The 23,969-nt window shown below is 32.9% G+C and carries 27 protein-coding genes and 2 pseudogenes; 6 read left to right on the forward strand and 23 right to left on the reverse strand.

Going from position 1 to position 23,969, the window contains the following annotated elements; translation table 11 throughout:
• Positions 1 to 54 precede the first annotated feature (54 nt).
• From prmA to AB6B24_RS06535, 5 genes are all read right to left on the reverse strand, one after another.
• Positions 55 to 1,008 carry a 50S ribosomal protein L11 methyltransferase gene (gene prmA, locus AB6B24_RS06515; protein WP_015425637.1) on the reverse strand — a complete coding sequence of 318 codons (954 nt, stop codon included), beginning with the start codon at positions 1,006 to 1,008 and terminating at the stop codon, positions 55 to 57.
• A gap of 17 nt (positions 1,009 to 1,025) precedes the next feature.
• Positions 1,026 to 1,514 (reverse strand): YdeI/OmpD-associated family protein, encoded by a 489-nt coding sequence (locus tag AB6B24_RS06520; RefSeq protein WP_311805494.1) that lies wholly within the window; start codon positions 1,512 to 1,514, stop codon positions 1,026 to 1,028.
• A gap of 37 nt (positions 1,515 to 1,551) precedes the next feature.
• Positions 1,552 to 1,836 (reverse strand): hypothetical protein, encoded by a 285-nt coding sequence (locus AB6B24_RS06525; protein WP_010905114.1) that lies wholly within the window; start codon positions 1,834 to 1,836, stop codon positions 1,552 to 1,554.
• Positions 1,837 to 1,944: 108 nt separating this feature from the next.
• Entirely contained in the window at positions 1,945 to 3,498 is a 1,554-nt protein-coding gene (locus AB6B24_RS06530) for an ABC-F family ATP-binding cassette domain-containing protein (RefSeq protein WP_195935920.1), read from the reverse strand.
• Positions 3,499 to 3,527: 29 nt separating this feature from the next.
• Positions 3,528 to 3,995, reverse strand: a complete 468-nt coding sequence (locus AB6B24_RS06535) for a DUF3013 family protein (protein WP_029344682.1) — start codon at positions 3,993 to 3,995, stop codon at positions 3,528 to 3,530.
• Positions 3,996 to 4,147: 152 nt separating this feature from the next.
• On the opposite strand from AB6B24_RS06535, the gene AB6B24_RS06540 reads away from it, so the two are divergent.
• The 3 genes from AB6B24_RS06540 to AB6B24_RS06550 are packed head-to-tail and all read left to right on the forward strand — an operon-like array spanning position 4,148 to position 6,779.
• Positions 4,148 to 4,636 carry a GNAT family N-acetyltransferase gene (locus tag AB6B24_RS06540; RefSeq protein ID WP_047206163.1) on the forward strand — a complete coding sequence of 163 codons (489 nt, stop codon included), beginning with the start codon at positions 4,148 to 4,150 and terminating at the stop codon, positions 4,634 to 4,636.
• A 43-nt stretch (positions 4,637 to 4,679) separates the two neighbouring features.
• Complete coding sequence (locus tag AB6B24_RS06545; RefSeq protein WP_195935918.1) at positions 4,680 to 5,939, forward strand: replication-associated recombination protein A; 1,260 nt, start codon at positions 4,680 to 4,682, stop codon at positions 5,937 to 5,939.
• A 54-nt stretch (positions 5,940 to 5,993) separates the two neighbouring features.
• Positions 5,994 to 6,779, forward strand: a complete 786-nt coding sequence (locus AB6B24_RS06550) for a ParB/RepB/Spo0J family partition protein (protein WP_021722894.1) — start codon at positions 5,994 to 5,996, stop codon at positions 6,777 to 6,779.
• 52 nt (positions 6,780 to 6,831) lie between these two features.
• Here AB6B24_RS06550 and AB6B24_RS06555 read toward each other — a convergent pair whose 3' ends face one another.
• Entirely contained in the window at positions 6,832 to 8,613 is a 1,782-nt protein-coding gene (locus AB6B24_RS06555) for a heavy metal translocating P-type ATPase (RefSeq protein ID WP_311805500.1), read from the reverse strand.
• Positions 8,614 to 8,976: 363 nt separating this feature from the next.
• Here AB6B24_RS06555 and rpmF point away from each other — a divergent pair, with 363 nt between their 5' ends.
• Together rpmF and rpmG are read left to right on the forward strand one after the other, a co-directional pair.
• The gene (rpmF, locus tag AB6B24_RS06560; RefSeq protein WP_010905107.1) at positions 8,977 to 9,150 is read left to right on the forward strand and encodes a 50S ribosomal protein L32; all 174 of its coding nucleotides are present in this window, start codon (positions 8,977 to 8,979) and stop codon (positions 9,148 to 9,150) included.
• Between the two features lie 29 nt (positions 9,151 to 9,179).
• Entirely contained in the window at positions 9,180 to 9,329 is a 150-nt protein-coding gene (rpmG, locus tag AB6B24_RS06565; RefSeq protein WP_003132258.1) for a 50S ribosomal protein L33, read from the forward strand.
• Positions 9,330 to 9,589: 260 nt separating this feature from the next.
• Here the strand turns inward: rpmG and AB6B24_RS06570 are convergent.
• A pseudogene (locus tag AB6B24_RS06570) lies at positions 9,590 to 9,783 on the reverse strand (hypothetical protein); the annotation flags it as partial.
• Positions 9,784 to 9,887: 104 nt separating this feature from the next.
• Between AB6B24_RS06570 and AB6B24_RS06575 the strand changes: the two are divergent.
• Positions 9,888 to 10,790, forward strand: coding sequence for an LCP family protein (locus tag AB6B24_RS06575; RefSeq protein WP_369164339.1), 903 nt, complete (start codon positions 9,888 to 9,890; stop codon positions 10,788 to 10,790).
• 24 nt (positions 10,791 to 10,814) lie between these two features.
• Here the strand turns inward: AB6B24_RS06575 and AB6B24_RS06580 are convergent, their stop codons facing one another.
• The 16 genes and pseudogenes from AB6B24_RS06580 to AB6B24_RS06655 form a co-directional block, all read right to left on the reverse strand.
• The gene (locus AB6B24_RS06580; protein WP_369164340.1) at positions 10,815 to 11,726 is read right to left on the reverse strand and encodes a phosphodiester glycosidase family protein; all 912 of its coding nucleotides are present in this window, start codon (positions 11,724 to 11,726) and stop codon (positions 10,815 to 10,817) included.
• 203 nt (positions 11,727 to 11,929) lie between these two features.
• Complete coding sequence (locus tag AB6B24_RS06585) at positions 11,930 to 13,360, reverse strand: oligosaccharide flippase family protein (protein ID WP_369164341.1); 1,431 nt, start codon at positions 13,358 to 13,360, stop codon at positions 11,930 to 11,932.
• Positions 13,361 to 14,011: a hypothetical protein gene (locus tag AB6B24_RS06590; protein WP_369164342.1), complete on the reverse strand. Its 651-nt coding sequence runs from the start codon at positions 14,009 to 14,011 to the stop codon at positions 13,361 to 13,363.
• Between the two features lie 364 nt (positions 14,012 to 14,375).
• Positions 14,376 to 15,152 (reverse strand): annotated as a pseudogene (locus AB6B24_RS06595) (IS982 family transposase).
• 357 nt (positions 15,153 to 15,509) lie between these two features.
• Positions 15,510 to 15,818, reverse strand: a complete 309-nt coding sequence (locus AB6B24_RS06600; protein ID WP_369164343.1) for a hypothetical protein — start codon at positions 15,816 to 15,818, stop codon at positions 15,510 to 15,512.
• Between the two features lie 100 nt (positions 15,819 to 15,918).
• Positions 15,919 to 16,320: a hypothetical protein gene (locus AB6B24_RS06605; RefSeq protein WP_369164344.1), complete on the reverse strand. Its 402-nt coding sequence runs from the start codon at positions 16,318 to 16,320 to the stop codon at positions 15,919 to 15,921.
• Positions 16,274 to 16,516 carry a hypothetical protein gene (locus tag AB6B24_RS06610; protein ID WP_369164345.1) on the reverse strand — a complete coding sequence of 81 codons (243 nt, stop codon included), beginning with the start codon at positions 16,514 to 16,516 and terminating at the stop codon, positions 16,274 to 16,276. Before AB6B24_RS06610 ends, AB6B24_RS06605 begins: the two co-directional genes overlap by 47 nt.
• Positions 16,517 to 16,801: 285 nt before the next feature.
• The gene (locus AB6B24_RS06615; RefSeq protein WP_369164346.1) at positions 16,802 to 17,770 is read right to left on the reverse strand and encodes a glycosyltransferase family 2 protein; all 969 of its coding nucleotides are present in this window, start codon (positions 17,768 to 17,770) and stop codon (positions 16,802 to 16,804) included.
• Between the two features lie 103 nt (positions 17,771 to 17,873).
• Positions 17,874 to 18,329, reverse strand: a complete 456-nt coding sequence (locus AB6B24_RS06620) for a hypothetical protein (RefSeq protein WP_369164347.1) — start codon at positions 18,327 to 18,329, stop codon at positions 17,874 to 17,876.
• A gap of 198 nt (positions 18,330 to 18,527) precedes the next feature.
• A complete protein-coding gene (locus AB6B24_RS06625; RefSeq protein WP_369164348.1) occupies positions 18,528 to 19,364 on the reverse strand; it encodes a glycosyltransferase family 2 protein in 837 nt (278 codons plus the stop codon).
• On the reverse strand, positions 19,357 to 20,787 hold the full coding sequence (locus AB6B24_RS06630; protein WP_369164350.1) for a hypothetical protein: 1,431 nt from the start codon (positions 20,785 to 20,787) through the stop codon (positions 19,357 to 19,359). The genes AB6B24_RS06625 and AB6B24_RS06630 overlap by 8 nt, the downstream gene beginning before the upstream one ends.
• Positions 20,788 to 20,792: 5 nt before the next feature.
• Positions 20,793 to 21,494 carry a glycosyltransferase family 32 protein gene (locus AB6B24_RS06635; protein ID WP_369164351.1) on the reverse strand — a complete coding sequence of 234 codons (702 nt, stop codon included), beginning with the start codon at positions 21,492 to 21,494 and terminating at the stop codon, positions 20,793 to 20,795.
• Entirely contained in the window at positions 21,491 to 21,997 is a 507-nt protein-coding gene (locus AB6B24_RS06640; protein ID WP_057719842.1) for a glycosyltransferase, read from the reverse strand. The genes AB6B24_RS06635 and AB6B24_RS06640 overlap by 4 nt, the downstream gene beginning before the upstream one ends.
• Positions 21,997 to 22,446 carry a UDP-N-acetylglucosamine--LPS N-acetylglucosamine transferase gene (locus AB6B24_RS06645; protein WP_014608337.1) on the reverse strand — a complete coding sequence of 150 codons (450 nt, stop codon included), beginning with the start codon at positions 22,444 to 22,446 and terminating at the stop codon, positions 21,997 to 21,999. Before AB6B24_RS06645 ends, AB6B24_RS06640 begins: the two co-directional genes overlap by 1 nt.
• A gap of 3 nt (positions 22,447 to 22,449) precedes the next feature.
• Positions 22,450 to 23,136: a sugar transferase gene (locus AB6B24_RS06650; protein ID WP_369164352.1), complete on the reverse strand. Its 687-nt coding sequence runs from the start codon at positions 23,134 to 23,136 to the stop codon at positions 22,450 to 22,452.
• Between the two features lie 21 nt (positions 23,137 to 23,157).
• Positions 23,158 to 23,922 carry a tyrosine-protein phosphatase gene (locus AB6B24_RS06655; protein ID WP_369164353.1) on the reverse strand — a complete coding sequence of 255 codons (765 nt, stop codon included), beginning with the start codon at positions 23,920 to 23,922 and terminating at the stop codon, positions 23,158 to 23,160.
• Between the last annotated feature and the right edge of the window lie 47 nt (positions 23,923 to 23,969).

The raw sequence follows: 23,969 nt of genomic DNA on the forward strand, positions 1-23,969 counted from the left end.
TTCTTTATTATGCTTCTCCATTGACTGAAAGATAAACGACTTTATTTAAGCCTTTTATCCGCCAATGACGCCTTCACGATTTTCTGTTTTCTTGAAAATCAGGCAGTTCCATTCGCCTTGAATCATTCGTGTTTCAAGGAAAAATCCAGCTTTTTCTGCTGATGCAATGACCATATCCGCTTTGTCAGCAATAATTCCTGACATAATGAGATAGCCTTCTTCTTTGACCAAGCGGAATGCGTCTTCTGTCATTAAAACAAGGATATCAGCCAAAATATTAGCCACAATGACATCCGCTTTTTTGTCAATTCCTTCAAGCAGATTGTTTGCTGAAACATGAATTTTTTCATGACCAGGATTGAGTTCAATATTTTCTAAAGCCACGCGCACAGCCACTTCATCAATATCATAAGCAAATATTTCTGCTGCGCCAAGATATGAAGCTGCAACTGACAGCACACCCGAACCTGTTCCAACGTCAAGTAACGTTTCTCCACCACGAAGAACTTGTTCTAAGGCATAAAGTGACATTTTGGTCGTTGGATGTGTTCCAGTCCCAAAAGCCATACCAGGGTCAAGACGAATCAATTTTTCAGAGCCTGTCGCCACGTAATCCTCTGTCCAACTCGGCACAATGGTTAAATCATGCGTAATTCGTGCTGGTTCAAAATATTTTTTCCAAGCTTCTGCCCAATTTGTTTCTGACAGGTTATTCGTTGTTACTGACAGACCTGTCAGTGAAAAATAATCACTCAAATTTGCGATTTTATGTTCAATTTCGGCTTTGAGTTCCACAATTGGCATATTTTCTGGATAATAAGCAGTAATTTCAACAAAATCAGATTGTTCAATTTCAGGAAGAACTTCGCCAAATTGGTCTTCGTGATTGAGATAATCAGCACTGTCATTAATTTCAACGCCGGCTGACCCCGCCTCTATCAGCAAAGCTGAAATGGCCTCTTCGGCTTCCCGACTGATTTTTATTGTGATTGAATTCCAATTATTCATTTATTTCATCTTTCTTTCTATGGTTTATCTCGGCCTACAAAAGAGTTCTTTCCCAGTAAGAAACCAATCGCTCGCCTAACATTTCGCTCGATAGCTTCTTCTGTTTTCAACCTTGCAATGTAACGATTAATTTCAACTTGTTCAGAGGGGATTAATTGGTCAAATACTTTTTTTGCTTCCAGATTTTTAGCTAATGCTTCACTTAAAACTTGTGGTTGCTTGACAATTCGTGGCTCTGAATCATAGGAAATTGTAAAATCAAAGATTTCCCCGATTCTTTTAGGCGAATTTTTCAGCATCGTCGTATTGACATATAAGCGCCAATACCCTTTGAAAAACATTAGATTTTGCTGATAAGTTTTTTCATTAATCTGACCACAAATAGGAATGGGCGATTTTTCTCGTCCTGAATCCTGAAATATTTTCTGCAAAATATCTGGCGGTACAGCCACAAAGGGATTGATACCGATAATTTCCAGTTCAGCTTGAAAACTATAACTTTTCATAGTGCCCTTAAAGTCCTCTTTCCTGTCAGTAAAAAATTTACTTTTCAAGTTTTTTTAGTTCTCTTTGCATTCGCGAAACAAATTTTTTTGCTGACTTAAAATCTTCATCATCAACATATTCAACAGCATCTTCAAGCAAATCAATCCAACTCAATATCTCTGAGTTAAAATTGTTCACATCGTACTTTTTAAATTCTGTCAGTAAAATTTTAAGCGTCTTTACTAACTGTAAGCTGCGATAACGCCGCTCTGAGCGGCGTTTTGCCAAAGTTCGTGCATAATCTTGTTCGGGATTTTCCCAAGGATGAAGTTTCTGAGTCATTTTTCTCCTAATACTGTTTAATTTTTCGTGCAAGCCAGTATAACTGCAGTTCAACTACCAATTTTTAAGAAAAATTAGAGATGAACTAGCATAAGAATTAATCAGTAATTACAAAATACGAGTTGTCCATTCTTCACAGTTAATGACATCAGAAACTAGACCTTCATAAAATTCTGGTTCATGTGAAACCATCAAAACAGTTCCCGGATATTCAATAAGTGCACGCTTGAGTTCTTCTTTAGCGTCCACGTCCAAATGATTGGTTGGTTCATCCAAGATGAGAATGTTAGATTCGGTATTCATTAATTTAGCAAAACGTAATTTTGCTTGTTCTCCACCTGAAAGAACATAAACACGTGATTCAATTTGTTTGGCCGTCAAGCCCACCCGAGCAAGTGCCCCGCGGAGTTCTGCTTGATTCCAACTTGGATACTCATCCCATAAATCATCAAGTACCGTTTTTTGCGAAGGATTTTTGACTTCTTGCTCATAGTAAGCAATATCTTGGAAATTTCCTTTTTCAACTTCCCCATCAAGACTTGGAATCAAGCCCATTAAACTCTTGAGCAAAGTTGATTTCCCAATCCCGTTGGAACCAATAAAGGCAATTTTTTGTCCAGATTCTACTTTTAAATTAATTTCTGACGACAAAGGTTCATTGTAACCAATGACTAAATCTTTTGCCTCAAAAACGAGACGACTTGGTTTTCGACTAAATTTAAAATCAAAATGAGGTTTTGGCTTTTCAGAAATAGTCTCAACAATTTCCATTTTCGCCAATTTTTTCTCACGTGCCTTTGCTTGACCAGATGTTGCCACATTCGCTTTTTTACGGGCAATGAAATCTTTAAGTTTAGCTTGCTCAGCGACCTGCGCATTATGCAAAGATTCAAGCTGTGCCTTTTTCTCTTCAAAGACACGTTCAAATTCCGCATACCCCATTGAATAGCGGGTAATCCCTAGACCATGCACATGATAAATGATATTGACCACTTCATCCATAAATGGCACATCATGCGAAATCAAAATAAAGGCATTTTCATAGTTTTTAAGGTAATTTTTCAACCATAAAATATGTTCTTCATCCAAATAGTTTGTTGGTTCATCCAAAAGCAAGATATCTGGTTTTTCAAGCAAAAGTTTGCCAAGTAAAATTTTCGTTCTTTGCCCTCCAGAAAGCTCGGCCACATCTTTATCCAAAAGAGGAGTTAAACCAAGACCTCGTGCTGTTTCTTCAACTTTGGCATCAATTAGATAAAAGTCACTATTATCCAATTCTTCTTGAAGTTCTCCTACATTCTCAAGCGCAGCATTCATCTCATCTTCTGACATTTCTGCCATTTTCATGTAAGTATCATTGATTTGCGCTTCTATATCAAAAAGATATTGAAAAGCCTCAGCCAATGCTTCACGCGTCGTTTTACCTTTTCCAAGCGCAGCGTGTTGATCCATATAGCCAACCCGGTGTTTTTTCGACCAGATTACTTTTCCCTCATCAGGAACCAGAGTTCCTGTGATAATATTCATGAAAGTTGACTTACCCTCACCATTTGCCCCAACAAATCCGATGTGCTCGCCTTTTAGCAAACGGAAACTTACATCTTCAAAAATTGCGCGGTCACCAAAACCGTGGGATAGATTTTTTACATTTAAAATACTCATTTTTTATTTCTTAAATCTTTCTAAATTTCTTAATATCTTGGATACTTATAAAATTCTGTTTCAGATAAATCAGCAATGCCACTTTCAAAAGCTTCTTTATCCCAATTGACTGAAAATTCTTCGGCAGCTTCATCAGCTAGAAAGTCCATTAAATCATCCAAGCCTTGATCGGCACTTTCTTGTAAAAATTGAGCAAAATAAGCCAAAAATTCACGAGATAAGCCTTTTTCACCATAAGGAATTGTTGCCAAATAATCATTTTCATCAAAACGTGATTTAGCGGGATTATAAAATAAAACTGCATCCTCATAGACGATATTTTCTGCTGATTCTACTCCTTCTGCATCAGTCAAAAGCGCTCCAGAACTATTTTCTGCCTCTAGTAAAAAGCTGACTTCTACCGCAAAATTACGCTTATCCCAATTCATTTCAAAATCATAAGTAAATCCTTTTTCTAAAACTTCTTCCAAAACATCTAAAAATCCAAATTTAGCCATTGTTCACACCCTCTTTATATTATGTTAAAATAATTATAACAAAAATTTGCTCTAGAAAAGTCGCAAGACTTAATAAAACAGTTCATTTAATAGCTTTTTTTACGTTTAGAATGTGTAAATAGATATTTTTTTAGAATTTGGAGAAAGATTTAATGGAAATTAGAAAAATAGAACCACGTGACTTTGTCAAAGTTGCTCAATTGGAGAATGAAAATTGGACCTTAGCTTCAACTCCACATGTCATGGATTCCTCAGCAGAAAAAATTATCGGTAAAATTATGACTGGAACCACTTATTTTCTGGCAGTAGAAAATGATGAAATTCTTGGAATACTTGATTACGCCCCCCGCCACAAATCTGAATTTGGAAGACATACTGTCACCTTTGGCATTATGACAGCACAAGAAGCCAGAGGTAAGGGCGTGGCTACTACACTAATAAACTTCTTTATTGATTTTGCAAAAAAAGAAGGATTCAAAAAAATTACAATTCAAGTGATGGGTTCAAATCCAGCAGCCTTGAAACTTTATAATAAATTAGGCTTTGTTGAAGAAGGACGTTTGAAAAAAGAATTTTTCATTGATGGTGAATATATTGATGATTGCATTCTCGCCTTCTATCTAGACAAAAGCCTTATGTAAACCAGATTTACATTTGTTGTAAACCTATGGATTGGAGATGAATATGGCACAAAATCTTGCAAGACGAATGAGACCACGAAATATTGATGAAATTGTTGGACAAAAACATTTAGTTGGTAAAGGAAAAATCATTCGCCGAATGGTCGAAACTCAACTTCTTTCAAGTATGATTCTCTACGGACCTCCTGGCATTGGTAAAACTTCAATTGCTTCAGCAATTGCTGGAACAATGAATGTCGCATTTCGGACATTTAATGCAACGACAGACACTAAAAAAAGACTTCAAGAAATTGCCTCAGAAGCCGAATTTTCTGGCCAACTTGTTTTATTACTTGATGAAATTCATCGCCTAGACAAACCTAAACAAGATTTTCTTTTACCACTTTTAGAAAATGGACAAATTATTTTAATTGGAGCAACAACCGAAAACCCTTATTTTTCAGTTGTTCCAGCGATTCGTTCTCGTGTACAGATTTTTGAATTAAAACCTTTAGAACCCGAAGATTTAGAATTTGCTGTAAACCTAAGTTTACAAGATAGAGAACGTGGATTTGATTTTGATGTGACCATTGACGGTGATGCACTTTACTTTTTAATTCATTCAACTAATGGGGATTTACGTTCTACTTTTAATGCCTTAGAATTAGCCGTTCTTTCCTCAGAAGAACACCATGTCACTTTAGATGATATGGAAAATTCTTTACAAAGAAAAGCTGCAACTTTTGATAAAGATGGCGATGCTCATTATGACTTGCTTTCTGCTTTACAAAAGTCAATTCGTGGTTCTGATGTCAACGCAAGTTTACACTATGCGGCTCGTTTAATTGAGGGCGGAGATTTGCAGAGTCTAGCCCGGCGCTTAACCGTTATGGCTTATGAAGACATTGGTTTAGCAAATCCTGATGCCGCACTTCATACAGTTACAGCATTATCAGCAGCCGAAAAACTCGGTTTTCCTGAGGCACGAATCCCCCTTGCCAATATCATTATTGACTTGGCTTTATCCCCTAAATCAAATGCGGCTTATTTGGCGATGGATGAAGCCATTGCTGATTTAGGGAAATATGGAAATCTTGCTGTACCACCACACTTACAGGATGGCCATTACGCTGGGGCAAAAGATTTAGGAAGGTCTGTAGAATACCAATATGCTCATAATTTTCCTAATCACTGGGTAAACCAACAGTACTTACCTGATAAAATTAAAAATGCTGATTATTTCCGTCCTGATGATATGGGAAGATATGAAAAAGCACTCCACAGTCGTAAAGAATGGATTGATGAACAAAAAAAGAGGAGCTGACAAATCTGTCAGTAAATAGAGCACAATAAAATTTACTGACAGAAATTGAAAAATATGGTAGAACAAATCACTCAACTTAAGTTGTCAACAATTGTAAAAAACCCTTACCAGCCTCGTCTTGTTTTTGATGAGGATAAATTAAAAGAATTGGCTAATTCTATCCAAGAAAATGGCGTTTTACAACCCATAATCGTTCGTAAATCAAAACTTGTTGGCTATGAGCTTTTAGCAGGTGAACGTCGGTTTCAAGCTTCAAAATTAGCTGGTTTAGAAACTATACCAGCAATTATTAGAAGCTATTCTGATGAAGAAATGATGACTCTCTCAATTTTAGAAAATTTGCAGAGAGAAAATCTCAATCCACTAGAAGAGTCCAAAAGTTTGGCACAACTTGCTGACAAATTGGGAATGACCCACGATCAAATTGCTAAGGCCCTTGGAAAATCAAGGTCTTATGTCTCTAATCTTATTCGTTTGCTTGGTTTGCCTGACACAATTTTGAAGCATGTTGAAAATCGAGAGATTTCACCTGCTCACGCTAGAACACTTTTAGCTGAAAAAAATCCTAAAAAACAATTAGAGCTCGTTGATAAAATAATTAAAGAGCAGCTCAATGTCAGAGCACTTGAAGCTATTATTTATGGCGAAGAAAAAGTTACTGACAAATCTGTCAGTAAATTAAATATCAATCTTTTTACTGACGAAACTGAAAAAGAACTGATGAAAAAATTGGGAAATAGGGTCAAGATTCAAGCAAATAAAAAATATCAAGGGAATTTATCCATTCACTTTGATAATCTTGATGAACTGGAACATCTAATAAAATTACTAAAAAAATAAAAAAAATTTACTGACGGAATGCTTAAAAGTCCTCTGTCAGTAAATTTTTTCTTTATCCTCTTAAAGCCCGAAGCGCATAGAGAATTGAAACAACATCAATGATCTCTTGGAACAAAGCTCCAATCACAGCTGGAATCACTCCCAGAGCTGCAATAAACATCAAAATAATACAAATGATAATCCCAATCATGACCGCCTGTTTAGCAATTTTTAACGTATCACGACTGATTTCAATAGATGTCGTCACTTTCCTAAGGTCATTTTGCAATAGAACAATATCGGCCGCTTCACTTGCAACTGTACCTGAGCCCACACCAATCGAAATTCCAACATCTGCTGTGGCTAGAGCTGGAGCATCATTAACTCCATCGCCAACCATAATTACTGGGCTATTCGTCGCATTTTTAATAAATTTTAATTTTTCATCTGGCATCAAACCTGCATAAACATTGTCAATTCCAACAGTGCTCGCAATTTTATCAGCAACAAGTTGATTGTCACCCGTCAACATCGTAATCTTTTCAAGACCAATTTTTCTCATCTGAGCAATTGTTTCTTTAGCTTCTGGTCTTAAAGTATCAGAGAATGTGACCGCCCCAATATATTTACCTGCTTTACTCACATAAAATGCTGTTTCATAGTTGAGATTTTCAGGTGCAAAAGCAAACGAACTTCGGCCAATTTTAATTTCTTGACCTTCGATTTCTCCAATCACACCAAGTCCAGCAACCTCAGTTAAAGAGGTCAATTTTAATGGTTGAACCTTTTTATTTTCAGCATATTCAACAACAGCTTTTGCTAAAATATGACCACTTGATTTTTCAACTGTGTAAACCAACTGTAAAAGTTCTACTTCATCTACCGTTTCTATTGGTTTTAGGCTGTCAACCTTAATTGTCCCCTCAGTAATTGTACCTGTTTTATCTAAAAATATTTCCCGAGCTTTTGCTAATTTTTCGATGACTGTTCCATTTTTGATTAAAGCTCCATTTTGACTAGAGCGACTCATTCCCGAAACAAACGCGATAGGGGCTGCCAAAATCAATGGACAAGGGCTGGCAACCACTAGGACTTCCGCAATTCGTACTGGGTCACCAGAAATAAAGTAAGCAACTGCTGCAATAAGATAGGCAATAATTGTAAAAGGAACAGCATAACGATCAGCCAGACGTACAAATTGAGCTGGAGTTTTCTCCGTTTCTTTAACCAGTTCTACAATCTTTTGAAACTGTGATTCTGCCGCTATCACCGTAGTTTCAATCTGGATACTGGAATTCCCATTGATAGCACCCGAAAGAACAGGATCACCTTTTACTAATTCATTCGGCTTGGTTTCACCCGTCAATGACGCCGTATCAAGTACCACTGCCTCAGAAATAAGTTTCCCGTCAATTGGAATAATTTCCATCGGTCTAATCAATAAATGGCTCCCGACTTCCACATGGTCTATCGGCAAATCGACCACCTTATCCCCTTTTTGCACATGAGCAATATCAGGCGACTTATCTAATAAAGCAGCTAAAGCTCGGTGAGCTCGACCATTTGCATAGTCTTCTAAACTCTCACCTCCAACAAGCATGAGAATAATAATCAAAGAGGCCCAATATTCGCCCACTAGTAAAGTAGCAATAATGGCCGTGATGGCCAATAAGTCAACACCATAAGAGCCAGACCGTAAAGTTTTAATCATTTCAATCAGCATTGAGAAAGCCAAGACTCCCCCAGCAATTGTAACAATCAAGCGTGCTAAAAAAGGTTGATTAAAGCCAAAGTAAGCAATCAATGCCACGCCTGCAATGACAAAAACAAGAATCAGTTTTTTCCAGTTCTTCATTCATTTCTCCTTAAAAATTTAATTGTCCTAGAACATTGCCCTGCTTTGTGAGGAGTTTTTACGACCTGATTGTCTTCTCCTTACGCCGCTTTGATTCTTTCGAAGCTGAGCTTAAATTTTTAAGTTATCTGTTAAGTTACTTCTATTTTATCAAATTTGCGCTAAAGGCCCTATCATTTTAGTTGTCAAAGATATTTGTCAGTACTTTTGCTTACTCAAATTTTACTGACAGAAAGGTTTGCAAAAATTTGTCAAGTAATTTTACTTTACAAAACTTGCATTTCTGAAAATTTATGCTATACTAATAAAGTACGTTTTTGCACTCTGCAAGAACGAGATAAAATTCTACGGAGGAAAAAAACAATGGCAGTACCTGCACGTCACACTTCATCAGCAAAGAAAAACCGTCGTCGTACACATTACAAATTGACAGCTCCAACTGTTACTTTTGACGAAACTACTGGTGACTACCGTCACTCACATCGCGTTTCACTTAAAGGCTACTACAAAGGCCGCAAAGTTCGCGACACTAAATAATTCGACAAAAGTTATAGAAAGGGACTATCATGCGCGTAAATATTACACTTGAACACAAAGAATCTGGTGAACGTCTGTACCTTACTCAAAAGAACAAACGCAACACTCCAGACAAATTGGAACTTAAAAAATACTCTAAAAAATTGCGTAAACACGTAATCTTTAAAGAGGTTAAATAAGGTTTCATTACACGTCAATAGACTTGTAAAACCTTGATTTTTAGTGATTTTATAAGATTTTTACTTTCAATACATTTCACTAAAAATAAATCTTATGGCAACCTTTTTGGCAACCTTTTTTGAAAATATAAAATGGAGAAAAGAAAGAGTCCAGCGTAAATAAATGCTTATAAAAGTTGATAGAATTAACTCTATCTACTTTTATTTTGTATTTAAAATAACAGATACTATAAAAATTGATTGAATTTGAGATATCATATTTTAAATTCTAGAGCATCAGCTTTTGAGAGTGATTCTTCATTGGACATTAGAGGTCAATCGATTTATAAATCGTTGAATGAGTCACGTTGTATTTTTTAGAAAGCTGAGTGATGGATTGCCCAGAATGGTAGAAGTCGATAAAGGTTTCTTTAAATTCTTTTGCATGATTTTGTCCTTTGTCTAAATTATACAATACACCTCTAAGCTTTAAGGTAACATCACTATTCTTACATTTAAATTTGTTATTAAATATGGTATAATTTAAGGTATATTATATAATATATATATGGAGATACCATGAATCAAAAAAAGAGGCGTCATTATCGTAAGAAAAAACACACACTACTAAAAGTTATTTCAATTATTTTTGTATTAGTAATTATCGCTGTTGCTTCTATAGCCTACGCCGCTTATAGAAATGTTGAATCAACATTTTCAACATCATATGAAAATTTCCCTAAAACAACAAGTATCGACTTAAAAAAGTCTAAAACATTCACCACACTTATCATTGCAACTGGTAAAAATAATTCTAAAAATACAGCTTATGCTACTGTTTTAGCTTCAACGAATGTAAAGACAAATCAAACTACTTTCATGAACTTCCCAGTTTTTGCGACAATGCCTAATCAAAAAACAATCACTGAAGTTTACAATACGAATGGAGATGATGGAATTTTCCAGATGGTTAAAGACCTATTGAATGTGTCCATTAACAAAGTAATTCAGATCGATGTCAATAAAATGGGATCACTTGTACAGGCCACTGGTGGAATCAGCATGCAAAATCCAAAGGCATTCAATGCTGAAGGTTATGAGTTTAAACAAGGAACTGTTAATTTACAAACTGCTGATCAAGTCCAAGCCTATATGACACAAATTGACGATACTGATTTGGATGCTTCAATCACTCGGATTCAAAATGTCTCAATGGAACTCTACGGAAATATTCAAAAAATTGCTCATATGAAAAAACTTGAAAGTTTCAATTACTATCGAGAAATTCTCTATGCTTTTTCAAACACTGTTAAAACCAATATAAGTTTCAATGATGCTAAAACGATCGTTATGAGCTACAATAAGGCTCTAAAGAATACCAGCAAGCTCAATCTACATACAACAGATGAAAATGGAGCTAAGGTCGTTTCTCAAACAGAATTAGACTCAGTCAAAACCCTTTTTGATAAATCTCTAAAATAAAAGAACCAAGAGGTTCTTTTATTTTTATTTCATCACAATATAATCCGGTACGGCTCGATCATCTTGACTAGCAACAATCGTTTTACCATTGACAGATAGTTGACTTGAACCACCACTATCAAGTAATAACATATTTTGGAGCATCAAATTTGACACTGATTTCATTATATTATCATAACCTGCATTTGTATCACTCAAAATAGCATAGAGATTATTATCTTTATCATTCGCAATAAAAATATGGATCTTCCAATCTACTGAGCCATCACTTGGTTGAATTTTACCATCACGGATAATTGCAGTACCAAAATCATAGGCTTGTTGCCCTCCGTTTTTAATAATAGTTGAAGCAGGTGTACTTGAATCATAAATTTTGCACGAACCATCTTTGTTAATGACAAAAGCATATTGAGTCGTTGTACCTGGGCTCCAGTCTTGAATCAACTTTCCATTATTAATTTGAAATCCAGCTACTTGTCCTGTCTGCATATCAAAAGCGGAAGCATTCATAATCAAAGTATTAGGATACTTAGCTATAACTTCTGACATTTTCATCCGTTGATCCGTACGATCGGTAACTGTTTTTAAGACTTCCGGATTGTTAATTCGATAAATAGTGATATTATTCGTAGATAAATCAGTAAATTTATCTAAATTTACCTTTGAGGGAACTTTAACCCATTCTGGTACTCCAGCGTCATCTACAAGTGCTATACTACCCACAGCAGCTTCTTCACCTTTTTGCTCCACGTAACCGTTAGAAACCGAAGTTTTGGTCGGTTGATCCGAACTATTTGTTTTCGTATGTTCAGTAGGAATAAGTGAATATCTTAAGGCATAAGCCCCTGCTCCTATAAGGGTAATAAAAATTAAGATAGGTATAATTATCACCCCGATGCTCTTTTTACTCTTTTTACACTTTTTTTTTCGTTCCAATTTTTCCTCCAGAATTGTTGTTTAGTCACGACCAAATAAATCTCTCGTATAAGGTTTACTTTTAGTATTCTTTAGTTTTTTAAATATAAAAATTTTAATTAAAATTTTTATAATACCTTGCTCCAAATTTTTAGCAAATTTTTTTATTAAACTAGCTATAGTAAAGAACATAAATTAAAAAGTTAAATAATTAGAAATCTGAGTTAATTTTTTGCTATAAATTTTTTCCAAAAAACAACTCCTTCTACCCATAGATAAGTATTAAATAATTTATTCAATAATACATAGGATAATATCCCCATAAATACTTGTAATAGTAATAATTGAATATTCATTTCTAATAAAAAGTTTAGACTAAGAACAACAACGAACATAATACTACCAGCTACTATATACTTCCATATACCATGAAAAAGATCTGGTACTGGTATTTCCTTCCTTATACTATAAAGTTGATATGAAATTACAAATAATTCAGACAATACCAGAGCCACTGTAGCACCAATAACACCCAAAGTTGGAATGAATGCTAAGTTCATAGCCACATTACTAACTGCCCCAATTATAGCAGATATGCTGAATATATAAGTTTTATTTGTTGCTACTAAATACTGTCCTCCTACAATATTAGACCCTGTTATAAAAATAATTATAGGAGACTCAACTAACATTATTAAACCAACCATTCTAAACTGTATTCCTAAAAAGAAAGGAGCGAACTTTAATGATATTGCTGCTAGCCCAAATGCTACAGGTACTGCTATACTAATTGCTATATTAAATGTTTTTATAATATTTCTACGAACTCCTACCAGATCCCCTTTTGAAAATAATAGAGAAGTTCTTGGTAGCATTACAACATTTAAAGTACTAACAACAGCTAATGCAGTTTGGATTATTATATTTGATTGATTGAACAGTCCTAAACTATTAATAGAATCCATCACTCCAATCATATTCTTATTAACTACTGTATATACTTGGACTGCTATTGTTGGAATAAATAGAGCAAATGATCCATAAAAATGTTTTTTTATGTTTAAATTTCGTAATTCTGGCTTATATAATTCACTTTTTAAATAAAACCATAAAATCATATTACTAAATAGTGTTCCCAATGATAAAATAATAATATAAGCAACCAGGTCATTATGATTTCGTACAAAAATAAATATTAGTATTAAAGTAATTACTTTCACTAAACCATTCCAAGATATAATAATTTTAAAATTTTCAATTCCTCTAAAATACCAAGAAATATCAAAAAAAACTGATAAAATAGCAATCCCTTGCCATAAGAAAACTAATTCATATTTTTTATAATATAGAATAAAGACTAGGAAACATATTATAGAGAATAATGTCATTATAAAACTAATAAAAGTGATTCCCCAAAATGCGTTACTTCTTTCTCTCTTTTGGTTCTGATGGTAAGCTATTTCTCTTGCCCCATAAATACTCGTTCCAAGAACAGCTATTATAGTAAAATATTGCACAATTGTGGCAGTAAGTGTATTTAAGCCCACTCCGTCAACGCCCAAAACACGAGATATATAAGGGGTAGTAATCATCGGGATTATTACCAAAAGTAATTGATAACTACTATTCATCAATAAATTTTTTAATATTTTCAATTACTTGCTCCAACGTACATTATTTTTGATAATTCTTGCGGGAACTCCACCGATTATACTATTAATCTGTGAGTTGATCGACGATGTTACAATACTGCCAGTCGCTACCACATTTCCTTCCATAAGTACGACTCCTTTCAACAAATGACATTGAGAACCAATCCAACAATTATTTCCTATAATTACAGGTATTCTTTTCCTATTAATCCAATCTGTCATAATTCCATGTCCATCATCATCTCTGATTGAAGTATTATAACCAACCAATACGTTATCACCAAAAACTATACTTTTACTCACATAAATAAATACATTACGAGATGATTCGAAGTTATCACCAATGACCAACTCTCCTCCAGAGTCAACCTTAATACAGGAACCACTACTAAATTTTGCCCCCCCTTTAAATATGATTACCCCATCATCGATTTGAACACTGCTCTCACAATTTTTACTTGGCGCCTTCCATGTTTCAAATCCTAACAAAATTCTATTATTTGAGCTAATTATCACCTGACCTTTCCTTGCTTTAATGGAAAAACCAATTGCCACTATGAATGGAAGATGCATTGCTTTTTTCATTCCAAAAAGTTTCCAAGATATTAAAAACGATTTAGGGACTGCAATAAGTATACTTAACTTTCTCTTCATATTCTACCACCTCTACTAATATTTATTATAATAAGTTTACTATTCATATTTTTTACATCTAATTATAGATGAGAAAATAATATATATTAAGCGCCCAATTTTTTTGGAATCTTAAAATATTAATAATTTCAAATTTTTTTAATATATGTCACACTTTTTGAATACTAATAAAATCAATTAGATCCGTTTATGTTATTACTTTCTATTATAAAAATACGTAACTTCTCCTACTAATGCATCCAAATTTTGTTATCTTAATATTTTTTGTTTTACTTGTGATTTATCGTTTGTTTTTAAAATCTAGTTTTAAAAATATATACTTTTTATATTTTAAATGAGAAAAAACTAATTATAACCCGAATTGCTAGTTAATTGCCTCCATTGCCTTGAATCCAATAGAATATCCGAAAGTCATTGGCTTAACTGACTTATCGTGCTTCAAAAGTAATGAATAAGCCAAGATAATCAACTCTATTCTCAGTTAAAAACAATGAATTCAGCGACTTTTAGACCGCTCAATCCCAAGATTTGCTAAAAATGAAAAGATACATTTAATGACTTTTCTTCGTTTTGAAAAGTTCGGAAAAGGACTTCGCTTTTGCTTCGTGTTCTTACGTACTGGTGTAATGAGCTGAACCCCTTGAAGTGCTAATCTATCATGCAATGCTAAACCGAGGTAACCTTTATCTCCAAGCGCCGTCGTAATTGATATGCTTTCAAGCATTCACTCAGTCACCGTCTGATTTGCTTACTTCACTGATGACGTAATTCAAGAGATAACCACCTTCTGAAACTAGTGCATAACACTTACAACCTTAGAAATACTGGCCTTTTGTGGCATTATATTCAATATTAGCATAGTCAGAAAGCACATGACTTATGAGATTACGAATCGGTTGGCGTATTGAAATGGGAGTCTGTCAATGATAGACAACTTCAACCCCTTGAACTTCATGAAAGGCAAAAGCTTGTCTCATCAGTTGAACACAAGGTAAAAGTAATTACAACGGCGAACAAAACGAGAATACTCAGGGAAATCAGAAAACAGACTACACGCAAGTTGGTGCTTCGCTCTAATGGTTTCACATAAATGAAGCCCCCAGAGATAACAAGCTATCAAAACCATGTCAGCTTGAATCATCAAGGCAGTATTTATGTGGTTCCTGATAGAATTAGAGACGTGTGTCTGATAAAGTGATTCGTATGTATGTAACAAATATACAAAAACTTTGGAAGTGTGTTAAAATCAACGTTAGACAGGTTTTGTATATATTCTGGCTCTGCTCTCATTCTTTAGTAGGTTTAAGATGAGAATAGCAAAATCTGTTTTCTTTTGCTTATTTCGAGATTTTAACTAGAAATTCAGGTATAAATAATTAAAATTTGTATCCAAATTAAACTTCAAAAATACTTGATATTATAATAGTTATTTCGTAATCTTATATAAAAAATCACTTGGAATCATTTATTTTATTAGTTCTTTAATTTTTAAGAGTTTCTAACACTTTTTTAATGAATTAAAAATCATTATATCGGGCCTAAGAAACTCATGATAGTAGGATTCATTTGAACTTTTCATATCATTAAGCAGCTTTTTATTATTAATTAACTTCATAACTTGATTAATTAACCCTTCACTCGTATCAAATTCAAGGAAGTTTGTATTTGCTTTTAATTCAGCCCCCGGTGAGTAATTCATTTTTTCAGTCACTATAGGTTTACTTGCTGCTACATATTCAGCAAATTTCCACCCAATTGATCTATGAAGTCCTGTTGTTGTTATGCAAATATCAGATTCTTTGACCAATTGAAGATAATTTTTCCTTCTTGTAAGTATATTTGGAACAAGTCAATCTTCGAAATTGACTTTTGCATATGCTGTAGGTTTGAATCCTGCAATAACATGTTTACCTAATTTTTTTTAACAAGCGAATGCATGAGGCTCTAAATTCGTTAATTTCTTTAGGCAAGTTTTCCCAAGTTCTAGTTAAGAACAAGATTTTGGGATGTTCACTTGAAGCTAAAGCTCTCTCTTCAAACTTTTCAGGATAAATTTGTTTAGCATAACTGTATCTTTGAATCGATGCCAAAAAATCATGCAAGTTTTTTGATTTAAAATCAATCTTTGTTAATGGATTTCCATGGCAAGTTACAAAATAATTCAATCCTAACGGAAATATTTTATAAGGCTCATTTAGGCCCAAGTTTTCTTCTTGATTATAGCTTCTTTGAAAATAGTAATCTACACTTTCTATATATTTATTATATTTGTCTCTTTCTTCTATAATTACTAAAATAAAATCCGTCATGATTATCATAAACAATCTTTATTTTTTCATTAAGTATACATTCTATGATGTGTTCATTTGGCATTTTATCTGATAAACTATATCTCTTTATAATAGTTAATGGACTAATATCACCTCTTTGCTCTAGTAATTTAAAACCTGTAACAATTTGTGCATTGTGCTGTTCCCTTGAATAAATAATTAACTTAATTTCCATATAATTCTTCACTTTCTTAACTTTATTTCAGTATATTTTTTAAGACACATAAGAATTATGATATATATGCCTGAGTCAGGAAACTTCATGAATTTCATATATCACACTACTTAATGATCCATATCTACAAATTTTTTTCTATTTCTATATTGGAACTTTTGTTCAATTACTCTGTACTCTTTTATTCTCAATACCAACAAAAAATGTAATATTGGTAACAACGCAACAAATCTAAAAAATGGGTTTAATATGTGTTATAGCTTTCTTTTTAAATATGTAATTTTTTTATTTTTTAAGGTTTTTAATTTTAATAATTGCAACTTTTGTATTAAATTTAAGCCGCTCTTTAAACGGTCTAGCCGCTCTGATAGATTTTGTAGATTGTAATGCTTCGTCAAAACAAGTTACATTTTTATTTAGTTTTATATGATTCTTTGTTAATATCCGAGTCCAATCTCGCATAAATGAATAAATAGCTTTTTGTAAAACATTACGAATTCTAGAACTTTTTGTGATTGAAAGTTTTTTCAAAAATTCCCTAATTACAATTTCTTCAGATTCTGACATACGTTTTGCATTATTTGATGTTAAAATGCTTCCAGGGCGGATTCTATATTGATAGTCCATGTAATCTGTTGTAACAACTTTTTCAGCTTTTAAATATGCTCGGGTTGTAAAGTCACCATCTTCGAGTAAAATACCCGGAATGAATCGTAAATTATGTGTGTTTAAGAAATCGATATTATATAAGCTTGACCATACAACAAATGATGTGTTATTATCTAAAAATTCGTTTAATACATTTAATCCTAATTTTTGGTCTGTTGTAAAGTCGGAAATCCAACCATCTGGAATATTTCCATCAAAGTCTCTAAATGACCCTCGTACAATATTAGCATCAAATTTAACTGCTTGTGTATAAAGATGTTCAATAAAGTTAGGTTTTATTTTGTCGTCAGAATCAATCATAGCCACATACTTACCAGTCGCATTTTCAATCCCCGTATTTCGAGCTGCGGACAGTCCTTGATTTGGTTGTGAAATAACCCGTATTCTAGAGTCCATTTTAATAAGATCTTTTATAATTTCAATTGATTTATCTTTTGTTCCATCATTAATAACAATAATTTCAATATTAGAATAAGTTTGAGCTTGAATAGATTTGATGCACTCTCTTATATACTCCTCTACATTGTAAACAGGAACTATAACGGATACTTTGTATTCCTCAATCTCTGTTTTATTAATACTCACTATGCCACCTTTTCTATTACTTTATTAGCCTCTTTCTGATCCATTATTACTATCAATACTGGAAATAAAATTACAAACCTAAAATATGTTCAAACTTAGAAAGTTATTTTTTCATAAATTGTTGATGTTTTTTATCTAACGTTTTAACCCCAATACTTGCTGCGTAAGAGATTTTTTTTATTCCAACATACGGATTCAATAAAAAATATTCAAATTCTTTATCTGATAACCATGTAGGATTCCAAACTTGATCAGACCCCACAATGATTTCTTCTACTTCATCGGAAAAGTGTTGCTCATTCAAATAAATGTTTGAGAACTCTAGAAATTTTATTCCTCTTTTCGCCTTCGCCATTAACCTTTGCCTTTTATTAATACTGAAAAGTCGAAGTAATCCCTGTATCCCTGATAGTTTTTTTCTTCCTCTAGTTTGTTGTTCCCCAATAATTGAAATAACTTCTCTAGAATGGTGCGTTTCTATAATATATTTTAAAGCAAAATTCTGGAGTCGATTTCCGTAATTCCAATAATCTCCACAAGTAACAATTCCTATTTTCATTTTTATTCTCCAAACTACAAGATAGCAACTTACTTCATAATAGTTGCTATCTATTTGATTTTCTTACCCTTAACTTTTTCCTGAATAATTCTTAGTGTTAAAAATACCTTAGAGTAAATCTTTCTTTGAGATTTCCAGATAGTTTCAATATTATCCCATGAATTTGTTACGATTTTATCTAATGAATCTTCCAAATGTTCATTCTACACCATTTATTCTAGATAATCTTATCATTTTCAATACTGACTGAATTAAATTTGATTGTACTACATACAAAACTTCTTTATTTATTGATTTCATTTTTTCTAGATTACATTGAATTTCCTCCATAGAATTTACTAGAGAAAATTGTCTGATATTAAATTGGTGAGTAGCACTACTTTTTATTTGAACATAATGATATGTTGGAGAATTAATTATATTAGCAACTAAATCCGATTCTCTCTTTTGCAACTCCAAAAGGTATCGAATAACAAACTCCGTATCTTCCGCATAATATAAATTTTCTTTAAACTTCAATTCATTACTTTTTATTACTGAATTACTAAATATTTTATTAAACAAAAAGCCTTGATATCTATGATTATCTAAAATATTCATAAGAGTTCCATAAAAACTACAATCATAATTCTTACTTGCTTTGGGAATAACCCAAGTAGTTTCCCCGGTCTCTACAAATAGACTATTTAGAATAAAGGAATTTTTTGATTTTCCTATATATCCAAGAATATTACTTAAATGATTACTATCAATGTAGTCATCCCCATCTATAAAAATTATATACTCCCCTTCAGCTTCTTGAAGTCCCTTATTTCTTGCTGATGATACTCCTTGATTCACTTGAGAAATTACTTTTATTTTACTAGAATATTGATTTTTAAATTCTTCGATAATATTAAGTGAATTATCATCTGAACCATCATTAATAAGTATAATCTCAAAATCATTATAATCTTGATTGAGAACAGATTCTAAACAGCGATATAAATAATCTTCTAAGTTATATACTGGAATAATTATAGAAAATTTAACCATTATATTTTTTCCTTCTACTGTCTCTCATTCCTACAAATCCTCCCAAAGTAATCATTAACAACGTTATACATTGTGGGGTATATGTATTAGCTTGATATATACTAACAAAAATCAATATCATTGGAACATAAAATAAAAATCTATTTTTGAATTGTGAATTCTTCTGTACTTTTTCCAACACTTCTTTACTCATAAAGTAGAATACACATATTAAAGCAATAGCACCTTGTACACCTATTTGGTATACAAATGATAATAAGGCTGTTTCTGATCCAGTAGTAAAATCAAGTTCTCCCCCTGTAAATACTGCTGAGGCGTTTCCTCCCACACCTAATCCAAAACCAATTGGTCGATGACTTATACTATCCAATGTACCTTGGATTGCATAAAAGTGATTCCCTACAGCTCCTCCAAAAGTTTTGAAATAATAATTTCCACCAATAAACATAATAATAGTTAACAATATAAAAAGATTTCTAAAAACATTCATTTCATTACTTCTTGGAAAGAATTTTAAAAATAATTTATGTCCGATACCTGCAACCATCACCCCTATAGCTAGAAGCATAGCACCTTTCCCAAAAGTTAACATTCCACCTATCAATAAAATCAGTCTATATAAATTTATATATTTTAATTTTTGGGTATTAAAGAAAATAAAGGATATAATCAGCATAGAAAATATTAAATACCCCAAATTTATTGGTTCAAAATAAATTGATCCCATACGTGTTACGGAAATTCCAAATACATCTGATCCAAATCTGCCATCAAAATTATTAAGTAAAGTAGTTACCCCCTTAGCGTAGTAAATTTCATCTATTCCCAAAAATTTGTTTAGAGGATAGCCTCCTAAGTATAAGATAATACCAATTAAAACTACAAATATTCCTAAATAAAGAATTTTCTTTATAAACCTCGCAAATATTTCTTCAGTTTTGATAAATCTTTTACCTATACGATAAGTAAAATAAAATGTCGATAAATCTCTTAAGTTCGAAATAATTGCCTGAATTGGCCCTCGTCCAAATGCCAAAGATGACAAAGAAAATATCATAAGAACTATAAAAGAAATATCAACTTTAGATAATTTATCTACCTTTTTCAAACAGAGATTAATAGTCCAAACAAAAACCATTGGAACTTGAGTGAGATAAGTTAAACCTGACAGATTCCCTGTTAAATGAGACCCAGTACCTATCAATAAATTTTGAAAAACCAGTATTAAAATAACTGAATACGGAACAAATTCATTTTCTAGTAAATTTGAGCTTATAATACCAGCTAATACAGAAAACACTAAAGAAATCTCAAAAAAACTTGTTGCAGCTCCTACCCAAATTCCTGAAAAAAGCAAAAATATAACTGTTACTTTTCTTATTAGTATTTGGTTATTAGTTACTTTTATTCCTGTGTTACTCAATACTACTATCCCTTCAACTTCGTTTTTATCGACTCATAAAAGTTATCACCAATCCAGCGTCGAATTTTAATTTTTAGAGATAAAAATTTATCTTTTCCTTTTTTCCAACCACCATCATAGTGATGAATAGAAAATGTATTTTCTGTAATTACTAATTTCCTAGTTTCAAGACTTAATGGACATAAATAATCTGTCGGAAGGATAGTTATTCCTTGTAAATCCTGGTTAATATCTTTTTTTTGTAAACCAAATCTTTTTAACAAATTAGTTGTGTAAGTCACACAAGTAGTCGTACCATCAAACTCAAGTTCAGCATAAACCTCTAAATTTGCTTTAACTATTTGGTGGTTTTTTATAGCTCCAAATCCTTGGCCGGTATTTACACGACCAGCTGTTTCCATTCCCATATATGCTTGATTGACAAGCAAATCATCCAAAGGTTTTATCAGTTCAACATCAGTGTCAAGATAAATGCCCCCCTCACTATAAATGATATCAAGCCTTGCAACATCCGTGACAAAAGCATAACGTTTCTTTTTGTACGCTTCTTTTGTATATTGAATTTTATTTACATCATAGTTTTCCTCAGACCATTGTTTTATTTCATAATCTGGACAAAACCTTCTCCAACTTTCAATACATTTTAGCACAGATTCTGGTAAAGGTTGCCCTCCAAACCAGCAATAGTGTATTACTTTTGGTATCATATCTTCTCACTTTTTATAAATAGCTGGGAAATTTCAGCACTGAATAATTTTATAAATTCAGTATTGTGATTTACAGTTTTTTGTAAGGTATCTGAAATTTTGGAACTAATAATATTTTCGAGAATATCTTCAACATCTTCGCACAAAATCAATGAGTATCCCTTTTTCACAACCTGTTTACTTACCCAAAGTTGATGATCATTTATATGCTCATCAAATTTCATTTGCCGTGGAACAACTATCGGAATTTTACCTAGTTGTAATACTTGCATATAGGTAGATGGTCCGCCATGAGTAATAATCGTACTCGCTTCATTCATACATCTTTCCATAGTCTCATATCCAATAACCTTTTCCCATTTAGTATATTTGGGTTCATAAGTTGAGTACCCAATTTGCATGAATACATCGTCTTCGATTTCACCATCGCGTACAAGTTCATCAATTTTTTGAATGAGTCGATTAAATGGTTGTTCGTGAGTTCCAACCGTTACAAAAATCATTAGAAAATTCCTCCTAAATTAATTGCTTTAGGGTAAACTTTTTTTAACTCTTCCCATTGAACTATAAACTTATCAGTAACTGGATAAACTAATTTTCCTGTTAAGGTTGGTTTATCGATCCGGTCAAATATTTCAATATAGACTGTCTTTGCACCGAATAGTTTACCTAACCAAAAAAAAGGAACGGCTACCGCAGCACCACTCGAAATAATCAAATCTGGTTTTTCTTTTCTAAGTATTTTAAATGCAAGAATGGTATTTTTTATCGTGTTTTTTACATTTCTATTTGTGGGATAATAACAAGGATAAAATCTTTCTTCTTTCAATATAGATTTTGCATCTGTTTTATCAAATGTGACCCAAAATCTATCTTCGTTTTCCCAAAACTTTTTTAACAAATACAGGTGTGTCAAATGGCCACCGCTGGAACCTACTAATGCTATTTTCATTTTTTAATATGCCTCCGATCCGTGAATACTTTGTACAATTGTGAGTACTAGAAGCTTGATATCATTTTTGGTGCTATGGTACTGGAGATAATAGAGTTCTAAATCTGCTCGTTGAGGAAAAAGAACTTTACTTCGACCATGTGTCGTCCAATAACCAGTAATTCCAGGTTTACATATCAGTAAATAAGGAAGGCGCTCCCCATATTCTTTCGCTTCAAAAAGTAGAATTGGTCTTGGGCCAACCAATGCCATATCCCCTTTAAGAACATTGATAAATTGTGGTAACTCATCAATTGAGTGTCGTCTGATAAATGACCCAATCTTCGTTACCCGTGGATCATTTTCTAATTTGTTGCCATTGGCATGGTAGGCAGCTTTAATTTCTGGATGGACCTCTAGATAATGCTCAGCATTAAGAATCATTGTTCTAAATTTCAAAATATAAAAAATTTTACCATTTTTCCCATAGCGTTTTTGTTTATAGAACATTGGCCCTTGATCTTTTTCCGAGCTCATTTTGTAAGGGACATAAAGCAATGCAGCCGCGATAAGAAATAAACCTGAACCCGCTAATCCCCCTAAAATATCAATCCCTCTTTTTATAATTATCTCTCTGTGAGAAAATTTTTTTAATTCTACTAACTTATGCTCTTCCGGTTCAGGTGATGAGACATCCTCAAAAACTTCCATTATTTACTCCATTTAATCCCTTTAAAATAATCCTAAAAATTTTTTTGTTTTGATCTTTGTTGGTTTTTCTTGATAAAAACTTTCGTTTAAAATCACTGACTCTGCATTATCTTTAAACCTTCGTGATACATCAGAGCCATAACTTTCTTCAATCATTTCAAATGCTTCCTTCATCTTAAATGCACGTGACGTCACATTATGCGCATCTGACGCAATGAAATGCGTCAGATGGTTTTCTATCATTTTAAGTGACAGCTTTTGTATTTTTTTACCAAAATGACCAGTGATACTCGAAGCTGTTATTTGACTTAGTACTCCTTGTTCAATAAAATCAAATAATAGATCAGGGTTCTCAATGATTCCACTATTACGCTCAGGATGGACCAAAATAGGTTGAAGTCCCTCCAATTGAATATTATAAAAAAGTTCTTTAGCATAAGCTGGCACATAATTTGATGGAAATTCAATCAATATATAACTTGAAGTGCCCGCTGCTGTCAGTAACTTTCCTTCAGAAAATTCTTTTAATAAATCACCATATATTCTCACCTCTTGTCCGGGTAAAACTTCAATTGGTAATTGATGTTCGTCAATGATATTTTGAACTTCCTTAACTTTTTTCAAAATAAGCGGTGATTCATTATTAAATTGAGGATTATGATGAGGAGTCGCAGTGATAGTTGTTATCCCTTCATCAACTGCTGATTTCAGCATTGTCAGAGTATCTCCAGAAGTTTTAGCTCCATCATCTATCCCCGGTAAAATATGGCAATGAATATCAATCATTTGCTCTCCTCTTCTACAAATTTCTGTCTTTTATTTGATTAAAATTT

The sequence above is a fragment of the Lactococcus sp. AK05 genome, from assembly GCF_041026685.1.
GTDB classification, from domain to species: domain Bacteria; phylum Bacillota; class Bacilli; order Lactobacillales; family Streptococcaceae; genus Lactococcus; species Lactococcus lactis.